Below are 24,669 nucleotides of genomic sequence, written 5' to 3'. Positions count from 1 at the left end.
CATTAAAAAGTTCCTGCACGCCATTTACGAATAACGACAATCATGGAAGCTGCCATTAGTAAAATATAGACGCCGATGCCGGACAGATCACCCGTTTGTGGATTTGTCCCTGCACCACGATTCGTTGATCCCAATTGGTTATTATTGGTTTGCTTTGGTTTCAGCTGATCACCATTCCGATCATAGTTCAAATTGTTGTCATCGTCATCGGTTTTATTGATGTCATTGCTATTTCCGTTTTTCCCCTGATGATTGCTGTTTGGATCATTTTTTTGAATAGGAAGCTTGCCATTGTTATTTTGATTGTCCGGCTTCTCACCCAGTTTGCGAATACTGTCCTTATCAAATTGGAACTGTACATTGTACTTATTATGGTAGTTCAATGCGTCTATATCTACTTTGACTTTCCCATCCAATTTTTTAGATAAATCTTCTACAAAGAATGAGACAACACTTGTATCTTGCTTAGCGTTCATTTTCTCAACTTTCACATCTTTGTATTCGCCTTCCTGCATAACTTGCAGCATGGTGATCCATGAACTGTTTTTCAATGTCAAAAGTATTTGGCTATTTCCATCTTTTACATCCAATTCAGCTGGCGATACGATGTAATCCTGCATAACGGAAATCTCATTCGTGCCATCTTTCAACACTTTTACGTCGATATGATACCTGCCATCCTGCAATTCCTTATCGGATACCGGCGGCGTTTCCGGATTCGGTTTTTGCAGTTCCGGGTCATCCGGCTGTTTCACCTCTTCATCTGGGGTTTCTGGCTCAGGATCTGCTGGCTCCTCTTCGTCTGTTATCTTTTGTATAGAATCTGTTTTCGCTACAAGGCGCAAATCATAAGTATTTCCATAACTGCCTACTTGGACACCAACTTTTGCCTGCAGCGGCTTTGATAGTTCAGGGTAGGCAAATTGTACGGTTCTGGTATCTGCTTCCTCATCTGTACCAAGTACTTTTGCATCAATAAACGCCCCATTTTGTTCAACTTGGAAGCTTTTCATTTGGGATTGATTTTTGATTGTTAAAGTAATCAGCCTTCGATTTCCATCAACGTCTAATTGCACTGGTTTTGCGAGATACTTATCCATGGAGGAGAGTTTATCTTCCTCATTATGCCAAGCTTCCAGGTCCATCGAATAGGTGCCGTTTTCAAGGGAAATGGTTTGATCTTCACCTGGGGTTTCCACTTCTTCCTCAGGCGCCCCCTGGTCATCACCTGGGGTCTCCACTTCTTCTTCAGGTGCCCCCTGGTCGTCATCCGGGATGTCTTCTTCGGTTTCTTCTGCTTGCTCGTCAAGACTTATTACTTTCAGGCTGCTTATATCAAACTGCAATTGAATTGTGTAGTGATTATCGTATGTGCCACCCCCAGGAAACTCTTCCGGTGGAATATAAACATGGGTTTTAGCATTTATTTTTCCAGTCAGTGTTTCCACAGGGATTTCTACGACCCTAGTGTTGTTTGTATCATCTGTTGAAACAATGGACGAATCTCCGAAGGTGCCATTGTTTTCAACGGAAAATTCCTTGATCCAGGAACTATGTGTGAATGTGATATGCGCTTTGTAGTTGCCGCCTTTTACAAACAGTTTTACAGGCTTTTGCGTATAACCATCCATTACAGATGGATTACCTTTACCATCCTCCAAAACAGTTAAACCGATTTCATATTCCCCATCTTGCAATTCATTTTCTATTGCCGCACTAACACCTAGAGCAGGTGATACCATATAAAACATCATAAGTGCGATTACACACGATAAAAATACCTTTTTCATCGGTTTGCCCCCTTTAGGAATTCACTTTCTTCATTCTTAGCGCAATGATGGAAACGAGAGATAGTACCATAACGATCCCCATTGGGATAAGCATGCTCTTGTCAGCGGTTGGCGGGTTTGAAACTTTCCCGTTCTCTGTACCAGTATTTTTTGTCGCTGCTCCATCCAGCTTGTCAGCAGAAGTCTGCTGTTCCACCTTTTTCTCACCAGACTTACTTGGTGCTTTTTCTCTATCACCTTCCTGCGTGTTATTGTCACCGCTTGTATTGATTGCTTCTAAACTATTGCTGTCAAAATGCAAGTTGATCGTATAGTTATTATCATATACGCCGCCACCGGGGAATTCTTCAGCAGGTATGTATACATGTATCTTTGCTTCCACCGGCTGTGACAATTGGTCAGGATTGAGATTATACTGCACCATGCGTGTATTTGCTTTTGAATCAGATTGTATACTTTGTGCGTCTACAAAACTGCCATTATATTGCACCTTTAAATCTGTAATCCAACTGCTATGATTTAACGACATTTGTGCTGTGATTTTTCCGTCTTTCACCTGGAGTGTGACGGGCTTATCAAAATAGTCGTTAGCAATTGAAACAGAGCTGTTGTCTGCTGTGTAGACGTTGTAGTTAATCCGATATGTCCCATCCTCCAAACGTTTATCTGCCAATACAGCTTGCGATGCGGCCAAAAAGGCTAGTAAGCAAATAAATATGACAAAAAGTGTTTTTTTCACTTCATGCCCTCCTAAAAATATTTTAAATGATAATAATAATCATTCTCAATTGCGTTTAAAAAAAATAACCTTACTCCCCCTTCCTTATTGCACTTACAGTATTTGACAACTAATTGATAATGATTATCATTCGCATCTAACCACTATCTTAGCAGGTTATTGCTATTTGTCAAATAATTTTTAAAAATATCTTTATAAAAAAAATGACATATACCCAGAGAAAATTCTGGAGATAGATCCTGGAATATTATAAAAAGAGAAGGCTAGGAACACCTTCTCTTCCATACAAGCTTTTTGATCAACGACGCTATATTTTCCAATTCATAAAGTCCAAGCGATTCGGATAGGATGTTTGGGTTCCCCTTTTCGTGACACTCCAAGCTGCATAGGCTGAAGCCTGCTTAATGGATTCTTTGAGGTTTCCTGTTTGCACGTATTCGTGTGCAAAACAACCAATGAAAGCATCACCTGCCCCAGTTGTATCTACTGCGCCAACATCGTGGGCCTCTACATGACCCACTGTGCTTTCACTAGCCCACAAGACACCTTGGCGTCCCATTGTGACAATCACCTGCTTAACGCCCTTTTTCACTAAAAATAATGACGCTTCCCTTACTTCTTCTTTTGTAGTCACCGGCATGCCAGTTAAAATCTCCAATTCCGACTCATTTGGGATGAAAAAATCACATTTGCACACTGATTTGAAGTCAAGATCTTTTGTTGCAGGAGCGGGGTTCAACACCACTGGTATCCCGTGCTGCCTGCCGAAATCAATTGCATGATACACTGTCTCCAATGAAATCTCCAGTTGCAATACCATCAATTTGCATTGTTTGATCTTAGAAGCCGCCCGATCGATATCGGCTGGCAACAGATGCTGATTTGCACCTTTCACAATGAGAATGCGATTGTTCGAATCATGATCGACAAAAATCGGTGCTACACCGCTGGCAATGCCATTTACCTTTTCTACATATGTTGTATCGATTTCGTATTTCTTAAAATTGGCGATCGTATTGTCGCCAAACATATCCGCACCAACCTTGCTCAACATCAACACTTCAGAACCCATTTTTGCTGCGGCTACTGCTTGGTTGGCACCTTTGCCGCCGCACCCCATTTCAAAAGATGAAGCTTCCAATGTTTCACCTTCCTTTGGCATGCTATCCACATATGTAATGAGGTCGACCATATTCGAACCTATCACTGCAATGTCCATGATTACTAAGCCTCCTGAAAAAAGAAATTACCTCTTATACTAGCATCTATGAAAATAAGATATATTTCAAATACGTTTGTTTATTAGCATCGTGAAATCTTCATTATCGGTACGATTTTTGCCATTTCCCATTGATAAAAGGGCCAGAAGACAACTACCGGTTCCCCTGGCCCTACTTTCACTGAAACACTACACAAGGCATCCCCATCATTCCCCTTTTAAGTGCTCATTCATGAACGTTACAATTTTTGTATTCATGAAAATATGATTCTCCAAACGCTCTGTTTGATGCCCTTCATTTTCGAATATGAACAGTTCTGTCTCTTTTCCCTTTTCCTTCAAATCTTTATTTAATTGCTCCGCTTCTGTAACAGGTACCCTTGTGTCGTTTCTTCCGTGAAACATCATTAACGGGGCTGATATATTATCTGTATGGTTTAGCGGAGCGATTTTTTCAAAAAAGGTTGCATCTTTTTCTAAAGAACCATATTCGAATTCACGCAGCTTCCTGCGCCATTCTCCTGTATTTTCCAAGAAGGTCCGGAAATGGGAAATTCCCACAATGTCGACACCTGCCGACCATACATCCGGGTAATGTGTCATTGCTGCCAGAACCATGAACCCTCCATAGCTTCTCCCCATGATTCCAATCTTTCCCGGGTCAATGTGATGTGTTTCAATGAGATCCTTTGCCAACCAATTTAAATCCGCTACCGAATCCATGCGTTTACGCACATCATCCAGCTGCACGTATTCTCTTCCGTACCCCATGCTGCCGCGAACGTTCGGTGCAACTACCGCAAAACCGTTTGCCGCTAAATATTGGATTACCGGATTGTATTCACTGCGAATCTGGGATTCAGGTCCACCGTGTACATAGACCACTGCAGCTTTTGCTTCTCCTTGCTGATAAAGGAAATATGGGACTGTTAAGCCATCAAAAGATTGGTAGGTACAAAGTGCAGGCTCTACCCACTCTTTTTCAAGCATTTTATTTTCTCCAACAAATGTGAGACGCTCACTTTTCGCGTTACTTATATCAACCTTCCAAATATCCCCGGGGACCGCAGCTCCCTTCACAGCAATAATTAATTCCTCGGCATTCAGCCATGCAATTGAACGATATACTCCTTTGGGAACATCCGTTATTTCATTGGTTTGCTGATTTTCCAAATGAAAGCATCCTAACGTGGAAACACCACCCTTATTCACTGTGAAAGCAATTGATTTTTCGTCAGGAGCCAGCTTTATTTCCTCGATGTCGCATGAAGCATCTGTCATAAGCCTCTGGAATGGACCATCTTTTCGAAGGTTCTTTTGAAAAATGCCAAGTGTATCTTGTCCAATATCTGTCAATACGTACATCATGCCCCCATCGGCTGTCACCTGGGCGGATTGGTATCTTGCAGAACGCTCAAATGCTCCAGTTAGACAAGTCAATTTTTTCATCGTTAAGTCATAGACAAATAGATCATTGTCAATATTTGTCTTGGGGATGCTGAGAAGCAGTTGGCGGTCGTCATTTATCCAACAAATTGGCGCGCAATTTTTATCGATATCCAGCAACTTCGTAACCGATTTGGTAGTAACATCGGCTACATACAAATCAAAATATCCCGGATGTCTGCGATTACTGGAAAACACAATTTTTTTCTCATCGGAGGACCAACCGCCAAAACGATGGAAATGCTTTTTGGAGATGACCAATTCTTCTATGTCCCCATCCTGATTAATCAAGTATAATTGTTGCCTTTCATCTCCATGATTATCGACGCCTACCACCATTTTTTTTCCTGATGGGGAGTGGTGTACCGACAGCACACGATCATGAAAATCCTTTAATGCTTCTATTTTGCTGTGAACGCCGTCCCATTTGAATAATTGCGGAACTCCCCCGCGCTGGGCTAAAAATGTAAAGGCATTTTGCTTCGGAAGAATCTTAGGTTCGTATGCACCATGTACTTCTAAATAAGATAATAGTTTTTCACTCTCGTTCTGTTTAACCATTGCAAGACTCCTTTGGGATTATAATATTTTTCTAGTAATATAAGAATATGCCTGATATGGATATCAAAATAGAGGCTGATGCTACACTAGTTAACAATATGAATAATCTTTGCGCCAACAATTCTTTGAAATGCTGAAACTTTTCATCTTGTTTTATTTGCTCGTTTGCTCTATGTAATGCACGCGATCTGTTGATTGGCATAAAGAAACTTCCTAACGATCGAAAACCATCTGTAAACAGATGCAAAAACTTGGACTTCCATATGTAGATGCATACAGCAAAAAGGGTTGCTGCCAACCCGCACAAGAAGGAAAAATTGATCCAATCAATCAGCTGCAGATGTAAAAATATGATGCAGCAAGCCCAAATTCCCATGATCACCGTATGCATGAAGATGAATTTTTTCACGTTGGACACTCCCTCATGAAACGGAATAGACAAAGCCCCTTCAGAAGCTTTATCTATCCCGGACATATTCAAAAGCTTAGTTTGTTTTTTTTGCCCATTTCAAATATGGATAACGGTTGACGTAATACGCGATATCTTTAAAATCTGTGTTGGTCAAATAATTGTTCATATAGAAGTAGACTGGCATGAATGGCATTTCATCCATCAAACGCTCTTCAGCTTGATGCAGCAATTCATATCGCTTATCCTGGTCTTGCTCCACCTTTGATTTTTCCATTAAATCATCAAATTTCTTATCGACCCAGCCTGTCCGGTTGTTCGGACTGTCACCAAGGTAGTAATCAAGATTGACTACCGGATCTACAAAGACACCGATCCAGCCCATTCGAGCCATTTGATAGTTATGCTGCTTGGTCGTATCCAAGTATGTTCCCCACTCCTGGTTGTTCAACTTCACATCAACATCCAGATTTTTCTTCAGCATTTCTTGCACTGCCTCAGCAATTTTCTTATGCTCTTCCGAAGTGTTGTAAGTCAACGTTACCTGTGGGAGCTTGTCCCAACCTTCTTCTTTCATGCCTTCTTTTAATAATTTTTTGGCTTCTTCAGCATCTTCTTTAAAGTATTCTCCGCCTTCTTTACGGAAATCACCCTTCGGCGTTTTCACTCCGGATGGAACCATGCTATATGCTGGTGTCTCGCCGCCCATTGTGACATTTTTTGTTAAAGCATCTCGATCAATTCCCATTGCAAATGCTTGGCGCACTTTTTTGTTTGTGAATGGTTCTTTTTCCACATTGAACATATACATGTATGTGCCATAATATGGAACTTCTTTATATTCCTTGCTGTCTTTCTCCGACTGGATTACATCGGACGGAAGTGTCATGATCAGGTCCAAATCTCCTGTTTTAAACATTTGATAGTATGTCGTCGCCTCATTGACTAGTTTAAAGGTGACTTTTTTCAAGCTGACGGCCTTTTTATCATAGTATTCATCGTTCTTCTCTATAACCACCTTGCTGTCATGCTTCCATTCTGTCATTTTGAAAGGCCCGTTACTAACATAATCGTCCGCTTCGGCTGCCCAATTCTTATTATTCTCGACAAGTGATTTCTGAACCGGATAGAATGTCCACAACGTTAGCAAACTGTCAAAATATCCTATCGGTGCATTTAACTCTACTTGAAAAGTCTGCTTGTCCAATGCTTTAATTCCGACTTTATCGGCAGAGCCCTTCCCTTTATTATAGTCCTCCGCCCCTTTAATATAATACAAATAGAAGGCAAAAGCGCTTCCTGTATCAGGATTTAGCACACGTTTCCATGCATATTCGAAATCTTCCGCAGTAACTGGTGAACCATCAGACCATTTAGCATCCTCACGCAGCTTAAACGTATACGTTTTTCCATCATCAGATACGTCAGCTTTCTCAGCTGCGCCCAATACCGGTTCCCCATCTTTATCCCGTGTGTATAACCCTTCAAAAATATGATCCAGTACCCAGCCTGATGTCGTATCTGTTGCCATTGCAGGGTCAATAGCAGGTGGTTCTGTCATCGCGTTGACTGTGATCTCCTGCTTTACATTTTTGCTGTCCCCATTGCCCTTGTCACTAGCACCGCCTTGGTCAGCGTCACCGCCGCCATAGCAGCCAGCTAGTGCTGCTGATACGATTAGTATGGTTATGAATACGATAAACCACTTCTTCATGAATCCCACTCCCTTGTTGTCTTATCCGTTTCATTCTTTTATTCTTTTATTTTTATGCTTCATATAGATGACAGGCAGTCCAATGATTTGGCTCTACTTCTTTAAACATCGGTTCCACTTTGGCACAAACTTCCATTGCTAACGGACATCTTGTGCGAAAACGGCAGCCGCTAGGAGGATTCGTAGGACTTGGCGGGTCCCCTTGCAGCATAATCCGCTCTCTTTTGGCCATTCTCGGATTGGTTTTAGGAATGGCGGACAGCAAAGCCTGTGTATAGGGATGCAACGGATTTTCAAACATATCATCGCTTTCACTTAGTTCCATCATTTTCCCTAAATACATGACACCGATTCGATCACTGATATGTTTCACCATGCCGAGATCATGTGCAATAAATAAATAGGTGAGTCCCTCTGTTTTTGCCAAATCTTCCATTAAATTAACTACTTGTGCCTGAATGGAAACATCCAGTGCGGATATCGGTTCGTCTGCTACGATAAATTTAGGTTCGACAGCAAGTGCGCGGGCGATACCAATACGCTGTCTCTGTCCTCCGCTGAATTCATGCGGATATCGCTTCGCATGCTCCGGGCGCAACCCGACGCGCTCCAGTAATTCATAAATGCGACGCTCACGCTGTTTGCCTTTCAATAATTTATAAGCATCAATCCCTTCAGCGATAATGTCCCCTACACGCATCCTTGGATTCAAAGAGGCATGCGGATCCTGAAAAATGATTTGCATTTCTTTATTGGCAGCTTTTTGTTCTTCCTTATTAAGTTCTGCCACTTTCCTTCCATTGTAAATAATCTCGCCATCACTGGCATGGTGCAGTCCAACGATTGTTTTTCCAAGCGTGGATTTACCGCTGCCGCTTTCACCGACCAGACCAAACGTTTCTCCATTTCTAATGGTAAAAGAAATATTATCTACAGATTTAACTGTCACATCTTTTCCCTGCTGAAAATATTTTTTAAGTGCTTTGACCTCAACCAAGTTTTCCTGCATTTTCTGTCTCTCCTAACCTTGCGAACTCTTCCAGCTGCGGTGCCCTTTCATCATTCAGCCAGCACTTCGCTGTATGGTCATCGGAAATATCATAGTCACCGGGCATTTCCTCCAGGCAGATATCCATTGCATACTTGCATCGCGGTGCAAAGGGGCATCCTTTTGGCGGTGAAAACAAATCCGGCGGAGACCCTGTAATTGGAACAAGCCGGCTTTTTTCAGATGTATCCGTGTCTGGAATGGATTGGAGCAGCCCCCACGTGTAGGGATGGCGCGGATTATCGAATAAATCCATGACGGGTGCACTCTCTACCACGACACCGCCATACATGACAAGCACCCGCTGAGCCGTTTCCGCAACGACGCCAAGATCATGTGTGATCAGAATGATGGCTGTATTCATTTCCTTCTGTAATTCCTTCATCACTTCCAGAACCTGCGCTTGAATGGTAACATCCAGTGCTGTAGTTGGTTCGTCCGCGATGAGCAGGTCCGGGCTGCATGCAAGCGCAATGGCAATCATCGCCCTTTGACGCATGCCTCCACTGTACTCATGTGGATACTGCTCAGATCTCCCTTCCGGATTTGGGATCCCCACCAGTTTCAGCATCTCTACCGCTTTGTTTTTCGCGTCCGCTTTGGATAGATGCCGATGTGTGATAAGTGCTTCTGCGATTTGTTTACCAACTTTCATCGTTGGATTCAGAGAGGTCATCGGATCTTGAAAAATCATGCCGATTTTACTTCCCTTGATTTTTCGCATTTGGCGTTTCGATAGAGCGAGAAGGTTTTTTCCTTCAAAATGAATGCTCCCTCCCTTTATCATGCCAGGAGGCGTCGGTATAAGCCCCATGATCGACTGGACTGTAACGCTTTTGCCGCTGCCGCTCTCTCCAACAATCGCGACGATTTCTCCTTGATCAACATGAAAAGATACATCCCTTACGGCTTTGACTTCTCCCCCGTATGTTTTAAAATTCACTTTTAACTGATCTACCTTCAATAAATGTTCCACAAATCACACCTCCTATTTTCGACCTTGTGGATCTAGCGCATCCTGTAAGCCGTCTCCAAAGGCATTAAACGCAAACATCGTCAGTGAAATCATTAACCCAGGGAAGAACAGCCGCCACCATTGTCCGCTCAAAATAACACCTAAAGCATCATTGGCCATCGTTCCCCAGCTGGCATTCGGTGCTTGTACACCAAGGCCAAGAAAACTGAGGAATGCTTCGGCGAATATGGCCGTCGGAATGGTAAATGTTAAGTTAACAATGATGATTCCCATTGTATTCGGCAATAAATGGCGATAAATGATTTTCCAGTGTGATGTTCCCAATTTCTGTGCTGCGAGGACATACTCCTGCGACTTTAATTGGAGTATCTGGCCGCGTATAATCCTTGCCATGCCAACCCACCCGGTAATCGATAGTGCAAGTACAATCGTGGCGATACCTGGCTCCATGATGACCATGAGCAAAATGACCACTAATAAGTATGGAATGGCATATAGCACTTCGACAATCCGCATAAGGATATCATCGACCCTGTCGCCAGTCTTTCCTCTTCCGGCCATATATCCTGCAACACCGCCAACAGCAACACCAACAATCAAATCTATCAGTGCGGCTGCAAAGCCAATAATCAATGATACTCTTGCTCCCATCCACGTTCTGCTCCACATGTCACGTCCAAGATCATCCGTACCAAACCAGTGTTTTGCTGAAGGAGCTTTATTCGCATTCAGCAAATTTTGTTCTGAAGCACTGTAAGGAAGCATGTGTGGTCCAACCAAAGCAAGTAACACGATCACTGTCAGCAGAATGAGCCCCAACAACGCCAGCTTGTTTTTTAAAATATGGAGTAATGCTTCTTTCCAAGCGCTTAGGCTCGGTCGTGCTATCATTTCGGTCGGCATTTTTGTCTTATCGACAGGTCTGAATCTATTATCAGTCATTATCTTCTCCAACATTTAATCCCCCTTGCTCGTCAACTTAATTCTCGGATCAATGAAACGGTAAGAGATATCAATCAAGAATAAGGTGACGACTAAAATCACACTGAAAAACACGGTCGTTCCCATAATGACTGGATAATCACGGTTGAAAATACTATCAACAAAGTACTTTCCAATCCCCGGAATAGCGAAGATCTTTTCGATTACGAAGGTACCGGTAATCAATGAAACGAATAACGGTCCCATAAATGAAACAACGGGTAGAATGGCGTTTCTTATCCCGTGGTTAAAAACGATTTTAAAAGATGATAAACCTTTTGCATCGGCCGTCTTCATATAATTCTGATTCATCACTTCAATCATGCTGGAACGCATAAATCGTGCAATGACGGCCAGCGGGGTAGTGGCAAGCGCAAGGGAAGGCAGGACAGAATGCTGAAATGACCCCCACGATGCGACCGGCAACATCCCCCATTTCACTGCAAAGTAATTAATCAACAATGGGGCTAATATAAAGCTGGGTACGGAAATACCGACAATAGCAATCACCATGGATATGTAATCTAGCAGACGATTATGATATAAGGCGGCAATGATGCCCAGCAATAAACCAAATACCAGTGCGATGATGACTGCCTGAATTCCCAGCGTCGCCGAAGCAGGAAATCCGGATGCGATAATACTGTTTACGGAACGTGTTTCCGATTGGATGGATGGCCCTAAATCAAACATAACCAAACTTTTCAAGTACAGGACATACTGGACTGGAATCGGCTCGTCCAGATGATACTTGGCACGCATATTATCCAGTACATGTTCCGGTAATACATCAGCATCAGAAGCAAAAGGATCTCCGGGTATGAATTTCATAATGATAAAAGTCAATGAAGCGATCACCCAAATAGTGAGCAGCATAGTAATAAAACGTTTAACGATATACATATGTACAGGCACCTCTCTTCTCCATGATCGTTACGCGTTGACGCTGCCCATCACGCCGTTTGTTGCGGTGATAGCTATGATGACACAGCCCCACATCTGTTTATAACCAGTAATCATATCCTTACAAGTAAAATGAATTTTTTTAGGTGCGATTTGTTCAACTGTTGGCAGCGTCGTTGTCATTTTTGCTTGCTGGGAGCCTTTGAAGGTAATCTCAAAAGTCACCGGTCCTGGCATTACTGCAGTTTTAAAATCAGCTGCCTTTTCAACAGCTGTTTTGGCTCCTTCACGGATTGCGTGCCGTGCAATTTCCGGATGGATCAGTTCCGCAGCAAAACGGTCCACCCCTTTCTTTGTGATTGCCGACTCAATATCCGGAAATGTTTCCTTTACTTCTTTTACGTACGCCTCATCCCCACTGATAAATAGAGGTGGAACATCAAAGTCCCCGGCCACATATGCATTCATTTCGGTTTCCCCGACAACCTTTCCGTTTACTTTCATCTCCTCTACACAAACACCGGCGAGTGTATGGCTGATTACTGCTGTATCTGAACCTCCCTCACGACCGTGATGGCCGACAAACATGATGCCATCAAATGAATGATCCAGGCCCTCTAGTTGACACATCACCCGGTTATTACCTGATACAAGCCTTGCTCTTTGATCCAAACTCTCTATAAGGATATTCGACATATTTCCATGACCATCAGCAACAACTACCTCTGCAGCTCCCCCATCATAGGCCCCTGCTATAGCTGCATTAACATCTTCTGTCATCAGCCTGCGAAAACGCTCATACTCCTGAACTGTCTTTAATTGCTGGTTTGCAGCCACACCTGAAATACCTTCCATATCTGCGGAAATGAATATTTTCACTTTATTATCTCCTTTCAATTTTTAAATAATTATGAACAAAAATATCCTTTCTGCCCTACGCTTAAATGTATTCAAATGTATTTTTATACACTTCTAACTGAACGATAGAATGATATTCACACACTTCCGGGATTTTCCCAATCTCTTGCAAAACCGCAACGATCTCTTCTTGATCAGGGACAGCTATTTGGACCAGTATTGGATATTCGCCTGAAACCAATGTGATGTACCGAATTTTGTTAATCTCTTTCAGCCTTGTAATTACATTAGCAATTTTTGCAGGTGTTGCTTTTATGAAGATGATTGCCCCAGCCTTTAACCCTACAGCGATCGGGTTGATGACACCAACTACATTCAAAATTCCTCTTTCAATCAAATTACGGTATCTTGAACGGATCGTTTTCTCTGTTACTTGTAGTCTGTTTGCTATATCTGCAAATGTTCTTCTTCCATCCTTTGAAAGGAGATGAATAATCTGCCTGTCCAAATCATCTATCTCATATTCCATACAATTCCTCCTTACAATACCAAATTCGACTAAAAGTACTTAAAAAGGGCAATGCAATTGTAAATGCTTCTGTTTAACAACATTCAAAACCTTTTTTATTATCGAAATCAGATTATTAAAAGACATTATATAGCAGTTCTCGTATGAAATCAATATTTTTTGACAAATTATTAATATTCGACAAAAGCATCCATGCAAAACCTTCTGCTAACACATTTGAAAAAAGGCCGCCCTCCTGCTGTAAACAAGAGGACAGCCTGGTCTATGCTACTCCTTTTCTATTAAATAATCCGTGATCCATCTGATGGTATTTTCTTGTTCATCAGCAAAAATGCGGTGACTGCTGTTTTCTAATACGTGAAATTCGCTATCGGCAATTCGTTTGTGTATTTCTTCACTTTCGCTTACCGGTGTGATCCAATCATGTCTGCCAGCAAGGATCAAAGTACGTACAGAAATTTCCTCAAGTCTATCTCTCAAATCAAACTCCCTCATGAAACCACCGAAACCTTTATTCAACGGCTCGTAGGAGTGTTTTGTTTTCGGCCGCATCATAGCGTTTCCGGAGGCTGCTGCCGTGGAATAAAAGGGAGCCAATGCATGAAAATAGTTTCTAAGTTCTTCTTCTGACTGAAAAGACCCTTTCCATAATTTATCAGCATAATATTTTTGTTCCGAGTTCCCGTGCTTTTCAACATACGCTTTTGCTTTTTCCAAAAACTTGTAGGATGGCGAAGTTGCCAGGAGAAGAAGCCCCTGAAGGTTTTCTTGGTATTTTATCGCATAACTCATGGCAACCATACCTCCATAAGAATGTCCAAGAAGGTAAATCTTCTCCAGGCCAAGATAATGTCTTAGGCTTTCTATGTCTGCCGCATTTCGTTCCAATGTATAATTTTCTGGAAGGTCTTCATCGGAAAATCCGCACCCCCGCTGGTCTACATATACCAGTTGTGCATGCTCCGCCAACCCGTCAAAATATGGTTTAAAACCTAAATGAGATCCCCCGGGGCCGCCATGAATAATGAAAACGACGGGCTTACGTACGATTTCGCCATTCATTATTCTTACAGAAGAACCATCCACATCATAAAAAAGCTTTGTACCATTGATATTTGCATACATCTCCACTCTCTCCTTTTTCGCAATTGAACTGACCAATTGTTTTCTGGTCTTACTTGTTTTTATTGTAAATTCTCACTTGTTACGTTATTTTCTAAAAACATATGCAGCATATTCTACATTATTCTCGTATTATTATCAATAATCCAATAAATATTTTCCCGTATTATCTGTATTTTCCCATCTATTTGATAGAATTTGTAGACAAACCAAAAACATTTTAGTAATATAAGGAAAAATAAAGGAAAAATTCCTTAATTCATTTTTCTTCTTGACTATTATGCCATGGAGGTGAATACAATGCATATAAAAATTGGCGTTATTGGACCTTCGGAATCTGTTGCAAAGATCCTGAAAGTATCAAGGGATTTTGAGGGAGTGACGTTTATTCCATTTGTGTACGATGAGGTGAGCCAGATATCCACCATTATTGCAAACAACAGGCTGTTTGTGGACCAATGGCTGTTTTCGGGCATCATGAATTACTCTTATGCTATCGATCAACAGCTGATTAAAAAGGAAGACGGCAGTTTTCCGCCGCTTCACGGATCTAGTTTTTTTGGAAAGCTGTTGGAAGCACAACTGAATGAGGGACGGATTTTTAAAAGGATAAGTATGGATCATATTACTGACAAGGAAATTGCCAAAGTGCTCTCTTTTTACAATCTGGACTCCCTTGAATACTATACAATGCCCTTCAAGTCGCATGATGACTTGGAAAAACTGGTTGCTTTTCACAAAAAGTTGTATTCGGAAAATAAAACGCAAGTGGCTATTACAGCAATTAAAGCGACCTTTGATCAATTGAAAAGTGATGGAATACCAGTTTATCGTCTGACTCCTTCCTATTTATCTATCAAAATGACCATCCAGCTGCTGATTGAAAGAGCACAGGCAAACCATTATGAAAATCTGCAAATGGCGGTAATCGGCTTTAAGGTACAGAATATTGCAGAAATAATTGATCAGTACCAGCTCTTCAAGTGGAAACATCATGACCTGGACTTAAAAAAATCTCTCTTAGCTCTTACCGAATCGATGAGTGGTTCTTTCGTAGAAGTCGGAGATGGATTATACTTCATTTTTACAACGAAAGGAGAAATTGACAACAAATTTGAAAGCGCTTTATTTCAATTGATCGACGAATACCAAATAAGGAACCACATTTCCATTACAACTGCTATTGGATATGGAGAAACTGTGCTGCACGCTGAACAAAATGTTCGGTATGGGTTGAACCAATCTAAAATAGAGAAGCAGGCCGCTATTCTGGTTGTAGAAGGACAGCATGCTGTTACCGCAAAGTTTGCAAGTCATGCTAAGGATTCATTGAACACGGAAAAGCTGGAACAGGAACTGTTCGATAGATTTGGAAAAGGCTTGATCAGCCCAAGGGATGCGATGCGAATCGTTGTATATTCCCATAAATACAGCCAACAAGAATTCACAGCGGAAGATATTTCACGATGGCTGCAAAGCACCGAAAGAAACGGCAGAAGAATCCTGGCCGAACTGGAACAGGCCAATGTGATTGAAAAATGCGGAAAAGTACAATCCAATCAAAGAGGAAGACCGAAAAATATCTATCACTTTGTGGATAATGCGCTATTTTCTTCATGCGAAGAAAAAGCTTGGAAAAGAGGAGTCGCTAGTACTGGTAAGGGATCGGATCCAGAAAATGACTAAGAAATGGCCGCGTAATCCCGTCTTTGTACCTTGCCAGGATGGGACAGCCATCATCCGGGTGAATACACTGCAACCAAAACTCTGTCGAACGGGGCAAGTTCATAGAAAGATACTTTGCAAACAGAAACGGACACAGTGAGCAGGAAGAACAATCACCAAACCATCACTATTTGGAGGTTTTGTAATGAATGAATTTGTTAAAAATTACCTGAATGAAAATAAGGAATACTTTAAACAAGTTTCCGAGTTTATCTTTGAGCATCCGGAAACGAGATTTGAAGAATATGATTCTGCTTCTTTTCTCGCCTCAGCATGTGAGAAACAAGGATTCACTGTAAAAAAGCATGTTGCTGGCATGGAAACTGCTTTTACTGCCAGCTATGGTTCTGGAAAACCTGTAATTGGATTTTTAGGGGAATTCGATGCTCTATCCGGGCTCAGCCAGAAACCGCTTGAAACATCCTATAAACCTTTAGAAAATGATGTTGGCCACGGTTGTGGACATAATTTGCTTGGTACCGGTGCCTTTGCAGCGGCCTGTGCGACAAAAAGTTATCTGCAGGAGCACAAGCTTCCTGGTACAGTCATTTTCTTTGGATGTCCGGGCGAAGAAGGCGGTTCCGGCAAAACATTCATGGTCAGGGAAGGTGTGTTTGACAATGTTGATGCAGCGCTGACTTGGCATCCATCTCCATCTAACTCCATCATGTCCCGGCCGACACTGGCAAACTATCAAGTTTTTTTCCGGTTTAAGGGCACAGCAGCCCATGCTGCCAACTCACCTCACCTGGGACGAAGTGCCCTGGATGCAGTAGAGCTGATGAATGTCGGAGTCAATTATTTACGTGAGCATGTCGTACAGGATGCAAGAATCCATTATGCAGTAACCAATACCGGCGGGGTTTCTCCGAACGTAGTCCAAGCACGTGCAGAGGTCTTGTACTTGGTTCGCGCACCAAAAGTAGCACAGGCAAATGGTATTTTTCAACGAGTTTGCCAGATAGCAGAAGGAGCAGCCATGATGACTGGAACACAGTTATCTATCGAATTCGATAAAGCCTGTTCCAACTATGTGCCTAATCGCAGCTTGGAAAAAATATTACACAGGCATTTAGTTGCTATCGGAGCGGAGAAAGCTACCGAAGAAGAAAAACATTTTGCCAAGAAAATCTGGGAAACCTTCACGAAAGAAGAACAAGATTATCATGTGGAATTGATGAAAGGTTTTGGCTACGTCGGTGACGGCAAAGAGCTTGCAGGCAAGTATCTGGCAGACACTATTTCAGCATACGAGGAGTCCAAGGAAATATTCTATGGATCAACAGATGTTTCCGATGTCAGCTGGATTGTTCCGACAGCACAATTATCTGCCGCCACGTCAACGCTCGGCACTCCATTGCACACATGGCAGATGACGACACAAGGGCTCAGCAGTTTCGCAAACAAAGGGATGCTCCGGGCCGCCGGCAGCATGGCATTGACAGGCTTGGAACTACTGACCTCATCAGAAGCTCTGCATCAAGTCAAAAATGAATTCAACGCATTTTCCAAAGACAACCCATACACGTGTCCCATTCCTCAGGATGTCAAACCATCCAAAGTGAGCGGACACACAATCTGACAAAGAGGTGATATGATGGAGGAAAAAAAGAGTTTTTTCCAAAGATTCCTTGATATTGTTGAAAAAGTAGGCAACAAACTTCCTGATCCGTTCATGTTGTTTATTTGCCTGGCAGTTCTAATGATGATTGTTTCCTGGATTTTCAGCTTATTCGGTGCATCCGTCGTCCATCCAGGAACTGGTGATACGGTGCCGATTAAAAACCTGGTGTCCGGCGAAGGACTTGAATTTATATTAACGTCAATGATCGACAATTTCACAGGATTCGCTCCACTTGGATTAGTAATCGTCATGATGCTCGGTATCGGATTGGCTGAAAAAGTCGGTCTCCTCGACTACGCGGTTCGAAAAACGATTTTAAAATCGCCGCCATTTTTACTGACCTACACCGTCGTCTTTGTCGGAATCATGGGCAATATTGCATCAGATGCTGCTGTTGTATTGATTCCACCTTTGGCTGCACTTGTGTTTTATAAAGTCGGTCGCCATCCACTCGCAGGTCTGGCAGCAGGCTTTGCCGGTGCCGGTGCTGGTTTTACAGCGAATTTATTCATTGCCGGTACAGATGCGCTGCTAGCTGGCATCTCTACTGAGGCTGCGCATATCTTGGATAAATCCATCACTGTCACACCGCTCGATAACTGGTATTTCAACATTGTTTCAGTATTCGCTTTGACGATCGTGGGCGGGCTTGTCACAACGAAATTCATCGAGCCACGGCTTGGCCATTATGAGGGTGATGCGGTAGAAGAAGAAAAGTCAGATGCCCTCCCCCATGCGAAAAAAGGGTTCATTTTTGCCGTGCTCGCAGGTCTGATTTATATTCTGATCATTGCCATCACTCTGTTCCTGCCGAACAGTCCACTAGCCGGAAAAGATGGCAGTATCATTGAATCACCATTTATTGATGGGATCGTGCCAATCATTCTATTCTTCTTCATCATTATTGGCGTGACTTTCGGAATAACCGTAGGCAGAATCAAATCTGGAAAAGATATCAGCAACTATATGTCTGAATCAGTGAAGGATATGGCGAGTTATATTGTGCTTGTCTTTGCCATCGCACAATTTACAGCATTTTTCAATTGGTCCAACCTGGGTACATGGATTGCAGTCAATGGTGCAGATTTCCTGACAAGCGTCAACTTTACCGGCATGGGACTGATCCTAGGGTATATCATTTTCACATCTCTGTTGAATTTCTTGATTACGTCCGGTTCAGCAAAATGGGCAATTGAAGCACCGATTTTCATTCCGATGTTCATGCAGCTTGGCTATAGCCCTGCATTCACCCAGGCAGCGTATCGTATTGCGGATTCTTCAACTAATATTGTTACACCATTATTTCCGTATATGGTCATCATCCTTGCCTTTATGCAAAAATATGACAAGAAAGCAAGCATCGGTACCTATATCTCTTTGATGCTTCCATATACGATTACATTCCTGCTCACTTGGATCATCTTGATCCTCGTATTTTACTATACAGGCATACCATTTGGGCCAGGGATCCACCCGCATTTATAGATTGAAAGAAAAAACTGGAGGAATTTTTCATGAAAACAGCAGATTTAGAAAAACAGTTGATCACATGGCGCAGAGATTTGCACCAGCATCCGGAAACAGGTTTTTTGGAGATGAGAACAGCATCCATCGTGGCTGCAGTTCTGAATGGACTAGGCTATGAACTGCAATTAGGCAAAGCGGTGATGTCTGCAGAGGACTGCATGGGAAAACCAGATGAAGTTGAAACGAAAAAGCATTTGGATTGGGCATTATCAAACGGTGCAAAAAATCAATTTATCGATTACTTTTCACAAGGATATACAGGAATCGTAGCTACAATGGAAACACACCTGCCTGGCCCGACGATAGCCTATCGGTTTGATATGGATGCACTGCCAATTCACGAAACGGACGATGCAGATCACATTCCTCTCCAGGAAGGTTTCAGATCGCAGGTTCCAGGAAAAATGCACGCCTGTGGGCATGATACACATACCGCCATTGGCCTTGGACTGGCCACGCTAATTGCGGAAAATAAGCAACATCTCCGTGGCAACATTAAGCTCATTTTTCAACCTGCCGAGGAAGGAACCCGCGGTGCGAAATCTATGGCTAAAGCTGGTGTGGTCCAAGGTGTCGATTACTTCATTGCTTCCCATATCGGGACAGGGGTACCGCATCGCCATTTTGTAGCTGCCAATAATGGATTCATGGCTACTTCAAAACTGGATATCACTTTCAAAGGTACCGCTTCCCATGCTGGCAGTCATCCTGAGGAAGGTAAGAATGCTCTGTTGGCAGCGGCGTCAGCAACATTGAATATGTATGCTATCGCCCGACATTCCGGGGGCTCTTCCAGAATAAATATAGGAGAATTTCATGCTGGATCAGGCAGAAATATCATTGCAAACCAAGCAAAATTGATAGCAGAAACCCGCGGTGAGACATCAGCGGTGAACACGTATGTGAAAGACCAGGTAAACGCCATTGTCGCCGGTGCTGCGAAGATGTATCAGATCGATTATACTATCGAAGTTGTTGGAGAAGGATTGCACTGTGGTTGTTCCAAAGAACTAGCCGCTATGATGGAAGTTTGTGCAAAGGCGCACCCAGCGATTTCGGAGACCGTTCTCGAAAGCAATGACAGTGCCGGTTCCGAAGATGCCACCTATTTTATGGAGGAGGTGCAAAGAAACGGTGGTTTGGCGACATATTGTATTTTCGGGACCGAGCTGGCTGCCGGGCATCATAACGAGAACTTCGATGTGAATGAAGAATCGTTACTGCCAGCTGTGGAAATTCTCTATGAATCCGTCAAACGTCTTGGAAAAGAAGGCGGCGTTAAATAAAAGTCTAACAAAACTAAAACCTCGCGGAAACATTTGATTTTCGCGAGGTTTTCCATCGTACATTTTTCTTTTAGCAGTGTGTTTTCATAAACCTGCTTCGCTCAAATAATAAATTTATTCTGTCAGCAAATGTGTATGAAGGCCCTACAAGATATTTCTTGTGACCGTGTGGACCCCCTTTTTTTCGCCTATTTAAAAAGACGCGTTGCTTTCACTGCTTTTTTCCATCCCTGATAAAGTTTTTCAGCCTGCTGTTCTGCCATGTCGTTGTTGAACGTGTGATCGATTTGCCACTGCTTGGCAATCTCCTCTTTATCCTTCCAATAACCCACTGCAAGTCCCGCAAGATATGCTGCCCCCAGTGCGGTCGTTTCCTGTACAATCGGACGTTCCACAGGAACCCTGAGCATGTCGCTTTGGAATTGCATTAAAAAGTCATTTTTCACTGCACCACCGTCAACTCGCAGTGTTTTCAGATCGATACCAGAGTCAGCAATCATTGCATCAAGCACATCCTTTGTTTGATATGCAAGCGACTCCAATGTAGCGCGAATGAAATGTTCTTTCGTTGTACCACGCGTCAGTCCGAACACGGCACCGCGCGCATCACTATCCCAATAAGGAGTCCCTAGCCCAACAAATGCAGGGACCATATAAACACCATCCGTCGCATCAACTTTTGAGGCGAAGTCCTCACTTTCCGGTGCATTATCGATAATTTTCAATCCATCCCGCAACCACTGGATAGCAGAGCCCGCTACGAAAATACTTCCTTCCAAAGCATATTCCACTTTCCCATCGACACCCCACGCCAATGTGGTCAACAATCCGTTTTCAGAGATAACACCTTTTTCGCCGGTATTCATGAGCATGAAGCAGCCTGTTCCATATGTGTTTTTAGCCATCCCTTTTTCAAAACATGCCTGGCCAAAAAGCGCTGCCTGCTGATCACCGGCTATGCCGGCAATTGGCACCTCGTGTCCAAAGAAATGATAATCCACCGTATGCGCGTATACCTCGGAGGACTGACGAACTTCAGGAAGCATGCTTTTCGGGATATCCAATATGTCCAAAAGTTCATCATCCCATTTTAAATCATAAATATTGAACAGCAATGTGCGCGATGCGTTGGAATAATCCGTAATATGGGCCTTCCCGCCAGATAATTTATATACAAGCCATGTATCGATTGTTCCGAACAGCAAATCTCCATTTTCTGCCTGTTCCCGTGTTCCTGCTACATGATCCAATATCCATTTTATCTTTGTGCCAGAAAAGTAAGGATCGATCAATAGACCAGTCTTCTTGCGGAATAAATCGTTATACCCTTTGTCGCGCAATTCATTGCAAATATCTGCGGTCTGACGTGATTGCCAAACAAGCGCTTTATAGACCGGTTTCCCAGTATGTTTATTCCATACAACAGTCGTTTCCCTCTGATTGGTTATGCCAATTCCGGCAACTTGCTCCGGGCTGACATCTGCTTTTCTGAGCACACTGGCTACACAAGCCAATACAGACGTCCAAATTTCCTCTGCATCATGTTCCACCCAACCCGGATGGGCAAAAAATTGTTCAAACTCCTGTTGCGCTGTTTCAACAATTTCTCCATCGTGATTAAAGAGAATTGCTCGTGAACTTGTAGTTCCCTGATCTAGCGCCAAAATAAATTTTCCAGCCATACAATCGCTCCCTTTCAGTGTCGCTCCCTTAACCAGCTTTTTCCTGACCCTGTTCCGAAACTTCCGCACGTGCCTTTTTCAGCTCCATACTTGTTGCACCTACAACAGCCATCAAAACAACAACACTCATCATCCAGAAAAGAGCGGAATAAATTCCTTGAAAAATTGCCTTATAAAATACTGCTCCATAGATGCCGCCAAGAATTGGGCCCACTACCGGAATCCATGCATAACCCCAATCAGAATGTCCCTTTCCAGGAATTGGCAACAAGGCATGGGCAATCCTGGGGCCCAGGTCACGGGCCGGATTAATTGCATACCCTGTCGCTCCACCAAGGGAGACGCCTATTGCAACGATCAGAAGACCAACAATCAATGGGTTCAAACCATCGGTAAATTCGTTCGCACCAATGAACATTAATCCCATTAAAAGAACGAATGTACCAACCATCTCACTAAGCAGGTTAGAAAAGGGGCTCCTGACTGCTGGTGCTGTTGAAAATACTCCAAGTTTATCAGCTTCATTTTTGGTCTTATGCCAATGCGGAAGGTAATTCAGAAACACAATCGCCGCTCCAATGATCGCACCAATCATTTGTGCAGCAATGTACAGTGGCACTTTTTCCCATGGAAACTCGCCGACTACGGCAAAACTAAGTGTGACTGCCGGATTGATATGTGCACCAGATATATTGCCAACTGCATAGACGCCCATGGCAACTCCAAGCCCCCAGCCAACCGTGATTACAATCCACCCTGATCCTTCCGATTTCGTCTGTTTTAATACAACCCCGCCCACAACACCAGCACCAAGAATAATCAATATCATGGTGCCTATCAATTCACCAAGGAATTCAGACATCACTTACACCCCTTCGTTTCAAATTGTTTCGGTTTACAATTTTTCTTGGAGTAAGGTTACAGGACGCACCTATGCATGTCGATATCGCTGCTTTTCTAACAAACATGCCCACACTGTTAAACATACTTTGCTTCAAAGTAGTGTTGGAGTGTGGGCATGTTTTTGGTCTTACAATATTAGCCAGTTTTAGTTGAATACCGTATCAGATGCTTCCATTTTCATTCTTTTTCTGACTATATCATGCGGATCAATAACAAATTTTCTCGATATACCGCCATCAAACGCTTTATAACCGTCTGGCGCATCATCTATAGAAATTAAAGTAGCATTTACAGCTTTGGCAATTTGTGCGCGCCCGCTTAAAATAGCTTTCATTAAATCCCGGTTATATTTCATGACTGGCGTTTGCCCCGTGACAAAATGATGCGCCTTCGCAAAACCTAAACCGAATCGGATTTTTAGTGTTCCTTCTTGGGCATCTTTATCAGCTGCACCTGGATCTCCTGTCACATATAATCCCGGAATACCCAGCCTGCCGCCGGCTCTAGTGATATCCATAATCGAATTTAACACAGTGGCAGGTGCTTCTCCTCCATCTTTCCCATGACCGCTTGCTTCAAATCCAACTGCATCCACTGCACAGTCTACTTCAGGAATACCTAAAATTTGATCAATCTGCTCCCCAAGATTATCATGTTCTCTCAAGTTGACGGTCTCACACCCGAAGCTGCGTGCTTGTTCCAAGCGCTGTTCATTCAAATCACCTACAATAACGGTGGAAGCGCCCAACAGTTGTGCCGAATGTGCTGCAGCTAATCCGACTGGTCCAGCTCCGGCGACATAGACAGTGGAGCCCGTTTTAACTCCGGCGGAAACAGCACCATGATAGCCTGTCGGAAAAATATCCGACAACATTGTCAAATCAAGGATTTTGTCCAAAGCAGCTTCCTTATCAGGAAATTTCAGCAGCTGAAAGTCTGCATAAGGAATCATGACATACTCTGATTGGCCGCCGACCCAGCCTCCCATATCGACATAACCATAGGCAGAACCAGGACGATCCGGATTAACATTCAAGCAGATATGTGTATCCTGTTTACGGCAATTTTCACAACGTCCACATGCAATATTGAATGGGACCGATACGATATCACCTTTTTCGATGAATTCGACATCACTTCCGACTTCAATGACTTCCCCTGTTATTTCATGCCCGAGGATGAGCCCGCTTGGAGCGGTTGTCCTCCCACGGACCATGTGTTGATCACTGCCGCAAATATTTGTTGTAATCACCTTCAAAATAACACCATGGTTACATTTTCTGCCAACGTTTAATGGGTTGACCCCCGGCCCATCCCGTAAAACCAAATCTGGATACCCAATATCCTGAATTTCTACTTCTCCCGGCTTAACGTACGCCACTGCTTTGTTCGACACATGAATCACTCCTTCATATTATTGTGAAGCGGATGCAAATCATGTAAGCGTTGCCATTCTAAGCTTGACTATACCATAAAACACTTATTTTAACAATATTTAAAATAATAAATTATCAGGTGTAGGATTCATCATCCTTCTTCATAACGGCAACGGAAAGCTTAAACTTGCTAATCCATGGATGACCGTATACGCTTAAGGAAGAAAATAAGAAACTGTTCACTTTAAAGG

Annotated in this window: 20 protein-coding genes; 4 read left to right on the top strand and 16 right to left on the bottom strand. The window is 42.9% G+C overall.

Going from position 1 to position 24,669, the window contains the following annotated elements:
• Window positions 1-2 precede the first annotated feature (2 nt).
• The 13 genes from ACFSMW_RS13865 to ACFSMW_RS13805 form a co-directional block, all read right to left on the bottom strand.
• On the bottom strand, window positions 3-1,790 hold the full coding sequence (locus tag ACFSMW_RS13865) for an NEAT domain-containing protein (protein ID WP_390356586.1): 1,788 nt from the start codon (window positions 1,788-1,790) through the stop codon (window positions 3-5).
• Between the two features lie 13 nt (window positions 1,791-1,803).
• Window positions 1,804-2,529: a heme uptake protein IsdC gene (gene isdC, locus ACFSMW_RS13860; RefSeq protein WP_390356584.1), complete on the bottom strand. Its 726-nt coding sequence runs from the start codon at window positions 2,527-2,529 to the stop codon at window positions 1,804-1,806.
• Between the two features lie 307 nt (window positions 2,530-2,836).
• Window positions 2,837-3,748, bottom strand: coding sequence for a ribokinase (gene rbsK, locus ACFSMW_RS13855; RefSeq protein ID WP_390356582.1), 912 nt, complete (start codon window positions 3,746-3,748; stop codon window positions 2,837-2,839).
• A 207-nt stretch (window positions 3,749-3,955) separates the two neighbouring features.
• Entirely contained in the window at window positions 3,956-5,755 is a 1,800-nt protein-coding gene (locus ACFSMW_RS13850) for a S9 family peptidase (RefSeq protein ID WP_390356580.1), read from the bottom strand.
• A gap of 31 nt (window positions 5,756-5,786) precedes the next feature.
• A complete protein-coding gene (locus tag ACFSMW_RS13845; protein ID WP_390356578.1) occupies window positions 5,787-6,164 on the bottom strand; it encodes a DUF3899 domain-containing protein in 378 nt (125 codons plus the stop codon).
• A gap of 76 nt (window positions 6,165-6,240) precedes the next feature.
• Window positions 6,241-7,878, bottom strand: a complete 1,638-nt coding sequence (locus ACFSMW_RS13840) for a peptide ABC transporter substrate-binding protein (RefSeq protein WP_390356576.1) — start codon at window positions 7,876-7,878, stop codon at window positions 6,241-6,243.
• Window positions 7,879-7,930: 52 nt separating this feature from the next.
• Complete coding sequence (locus tag ACFSMW_RS13835; RefSeq protein ID WP_390356574.1) at window positions 7,931-8,887, bottom strand: ABC transporter ATP-binding protein; 957 nt, start codon at window positions 8,885-8,887, stop codon at window positions 7,931-7,933.
• Window positions 8,868-9,902 (bottom strand): ABC transporter ATP-binding protein, encoded by a 1,035-nt coding sequence (locus ACFSMW_RS13830; RefSeq protein WP_390356572.1) that lies wholly within the window; start codon window positions 9,900-9,902, stop codon window positions 8,868-8,870. The genes ACFSMW_RS13835 and ACFSMW_RS13830 overlap by 20 nt, the downstream gene beginning before the upstream one ends.
• Window positions 9,903-9,914: 12 nt before the next feature.
• A complete protein-coding gene (locus tag ACFSMW_RS13825; RefSeq protein ID WP_390356571.1) occupies window positions 9,915-10,859 on the bottom strand; it encodes an ABC transporter permease in 945 nt (314 codons plus the stop codon).
• On the bottom strand, window positions 10,860-11,786 hold the full coding sequence (locus ACFSMW_RS13820) for an ABC transporter permease (RefSeq protein WP_390356809.1): 927 nt from the start codon (window positions 11,784-11,786) through the stop codon (window positions 10,860-10,862).
• A gap of 30 nt (window positions 11,787-11,816) precedes the next feature.
• Window positions 11,817-12,665, bottom strand: a complete 849-nt coding sequence (locus ACFSMW_RS13815; protein ID WP_390356569.1) for a M55 family metallopeptidase — start codon at window positions 12,663-12,665, stop codon at window positions 11,817-11,819.
• A gap of 61 nt (window positions 12,666-12,726) precedes the next feature.
• Window positions 12,727-13,173 (bottom strand): Lrp/AsnC family transcriptional regulator, encoded by a 447-nt coding sequence (locus ACFSMW_RS13810; RefSeq protein WP_390356567.1) that lies wholly within the window; start codon window positions 13,171-13,173, stop codon window positions 12,727-12,729.
• Window positions 13,174-13,440: 267 nt separating this feature from the next.
• Window positions 13,441-14,298: an alpha/beta fold hydrolase gene (locus ACFSMW_RS13805; RefSeq protein ID WP_390356565.1), complete on the bottom strand. Its 858-nt coding sequence runs from the start codon at window positions 14,296-14,298 to the stop codon at window positions 13,441-13,443.
• Window positions 14,299-14,595: 297 nt separating this feature from the next.
• Here ACFSMW_RS13805 and ACFSMW_RS13800 point away from each other — a divergent pair, with 297 nt between their 5' ends.
• The 4 genes from ACFSMW_RS13800 (at window position 14,596) to ACFSMW_RS13785 (ending at window position 20,457) form a co-directional block, all read left to right on the top strand.
• On the top strand, window positions 14,596-15,981 hold the full coding sequence (locus ACFSMW_RS13800) for a hypothetical protein (protein WP_390356563.1): 1,386 nt from the start codon (window positions 14,596-14,598) through the stop codon (window positions 15,979-15,981).
• A 184-nt stretch (window positions 15,982-16,165) separates the two neighbouring features.
• Window positions 16,166-17,602, top strand: coding sequence for a M20 family metallopeptidase (locus tag ACFSMW_RS13795; RefSeq protein WP_390356562.1), 1,437 nt, complete (start codon window positions 16,166-16,168; stop codon window positions 17,600-17,602).
• Window positions 17,603-17,617: 15 nt separating this feature from the next.
• Window positions 17,618-19,129 (top strand): AbgT family transporter, encoded by a 1,512-nt coding sequence (locus ACFSMW_RS13790; RefSeq protein WP_390356560.1) that lies wholly within the window; start codon window positions 17,618-17,620, stop codon window positions 19,127-19,129.
• 29 nt (window positions 19,130-19,158) lie between these two features.
• Window positions 19,159-20,457, top strand: coding sequence for an amidohydrolase (locus ACFSMW_RS13785; protein ID WP_390356559.1), 1,299 nt, complete (start codon window positions 19,159-19,161; stop codon window positions 20,455-20,457).
• Between the two features lie 188 nt (window positions 20,458-20,645).
• On the opposite strand, the gene glpK is transcribed toward ACFSMW_RS13785, so the two are convergent.
• The 3 genes from glpK to fdhA all read right to left on the bottom strand — a co-directional run bounded on the left by glpK (window position 20,646) and on the right by fdhA (window position 24,438).
• On the bottom strand, window positions 20,646-22,139 hold the full coding sequence (gene glpK, locus ACFSMW_RS13780) for a glycerol kinase GlpK (protein WP_390356557.1): 1,494 nt from the start codon (window positions 22,137-22,139) through the stop codon (window positions 20,646-20,648).
• A gap of 28 nt (window positions 22,140-22,167) precedes the next feature.
• The gene (locus ACFSMW_RS13775) at window positions 22,168-23,001 is read right to left on the bottom strand and encodes an MIP/aquaporin family protein (RefSeq protein ID WP_390356556.1); all 834 of its coding nucleotides are present in this window, start codon (window positions 22,999-23,001) and stop codon (window positions 22,168-22,170) included.
• A 186-nt stretch (window positions 23,002-23,187) separates the two neighbouring features.
• Entirely contained in the window at window positions 23,188-24,438 is a 1,251-nt protein-coding gene (fdhA, locus tag ACFSMW_RS13770; protein WP_390356553.1) for a formaldehyde dehydrogenase, glutathione-independent, read from the bottom strand.
• Window positions 24,439-24,669: the final 231 nt, after the last annotated feature.

Origin of the sequence: Tigheibacillus halophilus (genome assembly GCF_042683165.1) — a bacterium.
Taxonomy (GTDB): Bacteria; Bacillota; Bacilli; order Bacillales; family Amphibacillaceae; genus Tigheibacillus; species Tigheibacillus halophilus.
This window is presented reverse-complemented; position numbering and strand designations above follow the sequence as displayed.